Origin of the sequence: Mycobacterium sp. E3247 (assembly GCF_001667785.1) — a bacterium.
In the GTDB taxonomy this organism is placed as follows: Bacteria; Actinomycetota; Actinomycetes; order Mycobacteriales; family Mycobacteriaceae; genus Mycobacterium.
The window spans coordinates 84,870-90,869 of record NZ_LZJG01000518.1; the positions used below are offsets into that span (position 1 = coordinate 84,870).

The 6,000-nt window shown below is 70.5% G+C and carries 9 protein-coding genes and 1 pseudogene; 4 read left to right on the plus strand and 6 right to left on the minus strand.

Annotated features, from left to right (window positions below):
• Positions 1–55: 55 nt before the first annotated feature.
• On the minus strand, positions 56–679 hold the full coding sequence (locus A9X04_RS26685) for a DUF3159 domain-containing protein (RefSeq protein ID WP_156764550.1): 624 nt from the start codon (positions 677–679) through the stop codon (positions 56–58).
• Between the two features lie 86 nt (positions 680–765).
• On the minus strand, positions 766–1,134 hold the full coding sequence (locus tag A9X04_RS26690; RefSeq protein ID WP_067927359.1) for an OB-fold nucleic acid binding domain-containing protein: 369 nt from the start codon (positions 1,132–1,134) through the stop codon (positions 766–768).
• A gap of 137 nt (positions 1,135–1,271) precedes the next feature.
• On the opposite strand from A9X04_RS26690, the gene A9X04_RS26695 reads away from it, so the two are divergent.
• Complete coding sequence (locus A9X04_RS26695; RefSeq protein WP_067927411.1) at positions 1,272–1,973, plus strand: hypothetical protein; 702 nt, start codon at positions 1,272–1,274, stop codon at positions 1,971–1,973.
• Positions 1,974–1,978: 5 nt separating this feature from the next.
• Here A9X04_RS26695 and A9X04_RS26700 read toward each other — a convergent pair whose 3' ends face one another.
• Positions 1,979–2,731 (minus strand): DUF3710 domain-containing protein, encoded by a 753-nt coding sequence (locus tag A9X04_RS26700; protein ID WP_067927362.1) that lies wholly within the window; start codon positions 2,729–2,731, stop codon positions 1,979–1,981.
• A 39-nt stretch (positions 2,732–2,770) separates the two neighbouring features.
• On the minus strand, positions 2,771–3,235 hold the full coding sequence (gene dut / locus A9X04_RS26705) for a dUTP diphosphatase (RefSeq protein ID WP_067927364.1): 465 nt from the start codon (positions 3,233–3,235) through the stop codon (positions 2,771–2,773).
• Between the two features lie 25 nt (positions 3,236–3,260).
• Between dut and A9X04_RS26710 the strand changes: the two genes are divergently transcribed.
• A complete protein-coding gene (locus A9X04_RS26710) occupies positions 3,261–3,746 on the plus strand; it encodes a DUF3093 domain-containing protein (RefSeq protein WP_067927366.1) in 486 nt (161 codons plus the stop codon).
• Positions 3,747–3,759: 13 nt separating this feature from the next.
• On the opposite strand, the gene A9X04_RS26715 is transcribed toward A9X04_RS26710, so the two are convergent.
• Entirely contained in the window at positions 3,760–4,062 is a 303-nt protein-coding gene (locus A9X04_RS26715; protein WP_067115263.1) for a DUF4193 domain-containing protein, read from the minus strand.
• A 193-nt stretch (positions 4,063–4,255) separates the two neighbouring features.
• Here A9X04_RS26715 and cei point away from each other — a divergent pair, with 193 nt between their 5' ends.
• On the plus strand, positions 4,256–4,906 hold the full coding sequence (gene cei / locus A9X04_RS26720) for an envelope integrity protein Cei (protein ID WP_067927369.1): 651 nt from the start codon (positions 4,256–4,258) through the stop codon (positions 4,904–4,906).
• A 6-nt stretch (positions 4,907–4,912) separates the two neighbouring features.
• Here the strand turns inward: cei and A9X04_RS26725 are convergent, their stop codons facing one another.
• Entirely contained in the window at positions 4,913–5,791 is an 879-nt protein-coding gene (locus tag A9X04_RS26725) for an inositol monophosphatase family protein (RefSeq protein ID WP_067927371.1), read from the minus strand.
• A gap of 103 nt (positions 5,792–5,894) precedes the next feature.
• Here A9X04_RS26725 and A9X04_RS30645 point away from each other — a divergent pair.
• Positions 5,895–6,000: pseudogene (locus A9X04_RS30645) on the plus strand (ROK family protein); the annotation flags it as partial.

The window sequence follows — 6,000 nt, forward strand, 5'->3', positions numbered from 1 at the left end:
CACCGTTGAGGGCGGTGACCCGCAGCGCCCGGCTTCGCCGCGCTTGCGATCACCGCTAGTCGCGGACGGGATCGGCGTCGACCTGGACGCCGGTGTCACCGACCGCCGACATGGCGCGCTGCGCGGACTTGATCGCCAGGTACGTCGCCAGCGCGGCCGCCACGGTGAGTGGCCACCCCATCGCGATGCGCGCGAAGGCCAGCCAACCGGTCCGGTCGGCGTTGTAGAGCAGCCCCTGGACGACGAACCGGGCGGCGAAGACCAGCACCCAGCAGACCGAGGCGATGTCGAACGCGTAGACGGCCCGCGGGACGTCGCGCCAACCGTGACCGCGCCCGGTGGCCCAGGTCCACACGAACCCCACCAGCGGCCGCCGGATGACGACCGACGCCGCGACGACCACCGCCCACAGCAACGACATCCAGATGCCCACCAGGAAGTAGCCCTTGGACTCCCCCACGATGTAGGCGACGAGCGCGCAGATGGCGACGCCGAAGAACCCGGAGAACGCCGGCTGCGGGGATTCCCGGCGTATCAGCCGCCACAGCAGGACCAGTGCGGCCGCGGCGAGTGCGGAGGCGATCGCCACGAACAGCCCCGACACGCTCGACACAATGACGAAGATCACAACGGGCAGCGACGAATAGATGACGCCGCTGACCCCGCCCGCCTGTCGCATCAGGCGTTCGGCCGTGATACGTCCGGCGGCCGCGCGGTCGGGCGAGCCCGACTCGTCGGGTCCCGGACCCGAGTCGTCGGGTCTCGTCACCGCTGAATTTCGTAGTGCGGGTTGTAGATGGCCTTGGTGCCGTTCTCCAGCGTGCCCAGCCGGCCCCGCACCCGCAGCTTGCGGCCGGAGTCGATGCCGGGAATGCGGCGCTGCCCCAACCACACCAGCGTGACCGTGTCGCTGCCGTCGAAAAGCTCGGCGCGCACACCGCCCGCACAACCCTTGCCGTTACATTCCACGCTGCGCAGCGTGCCGATCATCGTGACCTCTTGGCCACGCTCACAATCGATCGCCCGTTGCGCGCCGGTAAGGGCTACCTCGTCGGACAACTCTTCGGAGTCGCGTTGCTCCGGAGCCTCCGTCAATCGGCGGCTGAGCCGGCGCAGATATCCTTGGGCCCCCATGGCCCCTCCTGACAATGCTGATAAGCCTTGGCGCTTCCATTCATGCCAACGGACACCGTAGACCTCTTGGTTCCCCCACGCCAACCGAGTCAAACGTCGTGTTGGAGCGCGACTCAACGCCGGGGCACTATCTGGGGGTGGCTGTCGATCTGCGGGGTGTCACCGTCGTGTTGTTGCCCGGTACGGGCTCCGACGACGACTACATTCGCCGGGCATTTTCCGGTCCGTTGCGCGAGGTCGGCGCCGTGCTGGCGGCGCCGCCGCCCCACCCGGACCGGTTGATCGAGGGCTACGTTTCCGCGTTGGACGCCGCCGCGCGAACGGGCCCGATCGCCGTCGGCGGGGTGTCGATCGGCGCGGCGGTGGCGGTCGCCTGGGCACTGGCCCACGCTCAGAAGGCGGTTGCCGTGCTGGCCGCGCTGCCGGCCTGGGCCGGGGCGCCGGACGCGGCGCCCGCCGCCCTCGCGGCACGCCATACCGCGTCGCAGCTGCGCGCCGAGGGACTGGGGACAACCACCGGCCAGATGCGGGCTTCCAGTCCGCCCTGGCTCGCCGACGAGCTGGCCCGGTCCTGGCGCGCGCAGTGGCCCCAGCTGCCCGACGCCATGGACGAGGCCGCCGCCTACGTGGCGCCCAGCCGCGCGGAACTGGCCGGGCTGGCGGCCCCGCTGGCCGTGGCCGCCGCCGTCGACGACCCCGTCCATCCGCTTGGGGTGGCTTCCGAGTGGGTCGACGCCGCGCCGCGCGCGGCCCTGCGGACGGTGACGCTGGAGCAGATCGGCTCCGACCCCGCCGCGCTGGGCGCGGCGTGCCTGGACGCGCTCGCCGAGGCGGGCTGAGCGGGTCAGCCGCCGGTGGTGCGCAGCTGCTGCATCGCCGAGCCCTCGGCGCTGCGGCGCGCCGCCGGCTCGTTGGCCCCTTCCTGCGCCGCGGCTTGTTGCGCCTGGGCCTGCTGGGCGGCCGCGGCTTCCCGCAATTGCTGCGCCATCGGCTCCGGCAGCTGCACGCTCAACGGCGTGCGGACGGGAAGCGGTGTGTCGCCGCGGCGAACCACGGTGTCGGCCAACGCGGCTCGCGCCTCCTGCTCGAGGGCTTCCATCGTCTCGTGCGGGCCGTTGATGACGCAGCGGATCATCCAGCGGTATCCGTCGACCCCGATGAAGCGCACCGCGCCGGAGGCGGAGCCGACGACCTCGCGGCCCCAGGGGCCGTCCTTGATGCTGACTTTGGCCGAGTCCTTGCGCAGCGACTCGGCGAGCTCGCCGGCGACTTCGCGCCAGAGGCCACCCGTCTTCGGCGCCGCGTAGGCGGCGATGGTGAAGCGGCCGTTGGGCGTGACCACCCACACGGCGCTGGGAACGCCCGTCTCGGTCAGTTCGACCTGCAGCTGGCCCGCCTCCGGCATGGGAATGAGGACCGACCCCAGGTCCAGGCGCGCGAGCTCGGCGACCGACGGGTCGTCGAAATCGTCGATGTCGAATGGGCCCTCGAGTTCTTCGATTTCGTCGGAGGCCTCGTCGCCGGGCAGCGTGATGTCGCCGCCCACCGGGGTCTCTTCGCTGTCGTCGTCGCGTGAACGATTACCGAACGCAGCCATCAGCGGCGCTCCTCCCCACTGCATCGTCGCCGGCGCGCATCACAGACTCGCATGTCCGCCGGAGGAACCGTGGCCACCATCGCCACGGGAGGTTTCGGCCAGGCCCGCCTCGTCGAACGACGACACCTCGACCAGCTCGACCAGCTCGACCCGCTGCACCAGCAGCTGGGCGATGCGGTCGCCGCGATGCACCACGATGGGCTCGGCCGGGTCCAGATTGATCAGGGCGACCTTGATCTCGCCGCGATACCCGGCGTCGATGGTGCCCGGACTGTTGACGATCGAAAGCCCAACGCGCGACGCCAATCCCGAACGCGGGTGCACCAGGCCGACCATCCCGAACGGAATCGCGACGGCCACGCCCGTGCGCACCAGCGCGCGCCGTCCCGGCTCCAGCTTGAGGTCTTCCGCGCTGTAGAGATCGACGCCCGCGTCGCCCTGGTGGGCGCGCGTGGGCAGTGGCAGCTCGGGATCGAGGCGAACGATGGCCAGACTGGTCGACACGGGGCCACAGATTACCCTTGACTGCGTGTCCGATACGCGCGTCGCGCCGCACAGTGTGCGATATCGCGAACGACTGTGGGTGCCGTGGTGGTGGTGGCCGCTGGGCTTCGGGCTGGCGGGGCTCATCGCTTTCGAAGTCAACATGGGTGTCGCCCCCGGGCCGTCCTGGCTGCCGTACGCCACCCTTTTCGCGGTGGCCGCCGGCACGCTGCTGTGGCTGGGCCGCATCGAGATCCGCGTGACCGCTGACCCGAACGTCCCGGGTGGGGTGGAACTGTGGGCCGGCGAGGCGCACCTCCCGGTCACCGCGATCGCCCGCTCCGCCGTGGTGGCCCCGTCGGCCAAGTCCGCGGCCCTGGGCCGCCAGCTCGACCCGGCGGCTTATGTGCTGCACCGGGCCTGGGTCGGGCCGATGATCCTGGTGGTGCTGGACGATCCTGACGACCCCACGCCGTACTGGCTGGTGAGCTGCCGCCATCCGGAGCGGGTGCTGTCGGCATTGCGAAGCTGACCGGCGTAAACGGTCAGGCCGCGCAGTCGGTACAGATCATCACGCCGTTCTTCTCGCTGGCCAGCCGGCTGCGGTGTTGCACCAGGAAACAGCTGGAGCAGGTGAACTCGTCAGCCTGCTTCGGGATGACGCGGACCGACAGTTCTTCCCCGGACAGGTCGGCGCCAGGCAACTCGAAAGACTCAGCGGTCTCGGATTCGTCGACGTCGACGACGGCCGAAGCCGCCTCGTTGCGTCGTGCTTTGAGCTCCTCCAGCGAGTCCTCCGAAACATCGTCGGTCTCGGTGCGCCGTGGAGCGTCGTAGTCGGTAGGCATACCTATTCCCCTGCCCTATTGCCTCTTCATGCCTCGTAATGTCAGGCATCGCTTTGTACCAGCGTCGAACGCATCCACCAAATGATTCGTGCCCGTATGACGGCCCGTTAATGTGTGATTTACGTCACACCACCATTGTGGGCCTTGCGTTCGCCTTTGAACAGTGCGTTTAGGGTGCGATTAGAGTGCACCTGTGGTCGCACAAATCACCGAGGGTACCGCCTTCGACAAGCACGGTCGGCCGTTCCGGCGCCGCAATCCCCGGCCCGCCATCGTCGTGGTGGTCTTCCTCGTCGTGGTGACTGCCGTGGTGTGGACGATCGCGTTGACCCGGCCGGCGAAGGTGCACGAGGTCGCGGTCTGCAATCCGCCGCCAAAGGCGACCGGATCGGCGCCGGCTCAGCTCGGTGAGCAGGTGTCCCGAAGCGCGATGATGGACGTCACGCCCGCCAAGCTCAGCGACACCAAGGTCCGCGTGCTCAACGCCAGCGGCCGCGGCGGCCAGGCCGGCGACGTGGCCGGCGCGATGAAGGACCTCGGGTTTGCGCAGCCGACCGCCGCCAACGATCCCCTCTACGCCGGCACCCGGCTCACCTGCCAGGGTCAGATCCGGTTCGGCACGGCCGGGCAGGCCACCGCGGCGGCGGTTTGGCTGGTGGCGCCGTGCATGGAGCTGTTCAACGACAACCGCGCCGACGACTCCGTCGACCTGGCGTTGGGGACGGACTTCACCGCGCTCGCCCACAACGACGACATCGATGCCGTGCTGGCCACCCTGCGCCCCGGCGCCGCCGAGCCGTCCGACCCCTCGCTGCTCACCAAGATCCACTCGAGCAGCTGCTGACGCAGCTCAGTCGAGAATCGGGTCGAGGCCGTCGATTTCGTCCAGGGCGGCCAGCAGCTCGTCGGCGATCCCCGGCGCGGCGGCCAGCACCAGGCCGGCGCCGTCGGTGCCGGGCGGCGGCAGGCAAACCCGGGCCCCCGCCTCGGCCGCGATCAGCGCGCCCGCGGCGCAATCCCATGGCTGCAGGCCGTGCTCGTAGAACGCGTCGAGCCGGCCCGCCGCGACCATGCACAGATCCAGGGCCGCCGAGCCGATGCGACGAACGTCGCGCACCATCGGCAGCAGCCGCGCCAACAAGTCGGCCTGCGCCGCCCGGCGCTGCCGTGCGTACCCGAAACCGGTGCCCAGCAACGCCATCGACAGGTCGTCCACCGTGGCGCACCGCAGCGGCCGTACCCCCTCCTGGTCGATGACGTGCGCGCCCAGTCCGGTCGCCGCCGAGTACACCCGCTCGCCCACGACGTCGGCGACCGCGCCCGCCACCGACACGCCGTCCACTTGGACACCGATCGACACCGCGTAGGCGGGAATGCCGTAGACGAAGTTCACCGTGCCGTCGATGGGGTCGAGCACCCAGGTGACCGCGTCCGCGGCCGTGCCCGCCGGGTCGGCCGGCCCCCCGCCCTCCTCACCCAGAATCGGGTCACCGGGCCGCAATTCGGCCAGCCGGTCCCGCAGCAGGCGCTCGGTCTCCGTGTCGACGACGGTCACCGGATCGGTGGGGGTGCTCTTCGACCACACCGCGCCGTCGCCCGAAAGCTTCGAACCCGCCGCGGCTCCGCCGAAGACCTCGGCCCGGCGGCGCCGGACGAACGCGGCAGCTTCCGTGGCCAACGTCTCGGCGACCGTGCGCAGCCGGGCGGGCTCGTCATCAACTCGGGTCACCGGTCTATCGCATCACAGCCGCCACGGCCCCGCAGATACCCCGTAGCCGCACCGGCGCCGGGCTAAGGTGGGCGCACAGCCCAAGTCACGCCCAGGAGCTTCGATGACCAGCACCGAGTCGACCACGGAAACGCCCGGCGCCGGCGCCGCCGTCGGCACACCACAGCGTCGGGGATTCGGCATCGACGTCGGCGGCAGCGGCATCAAGG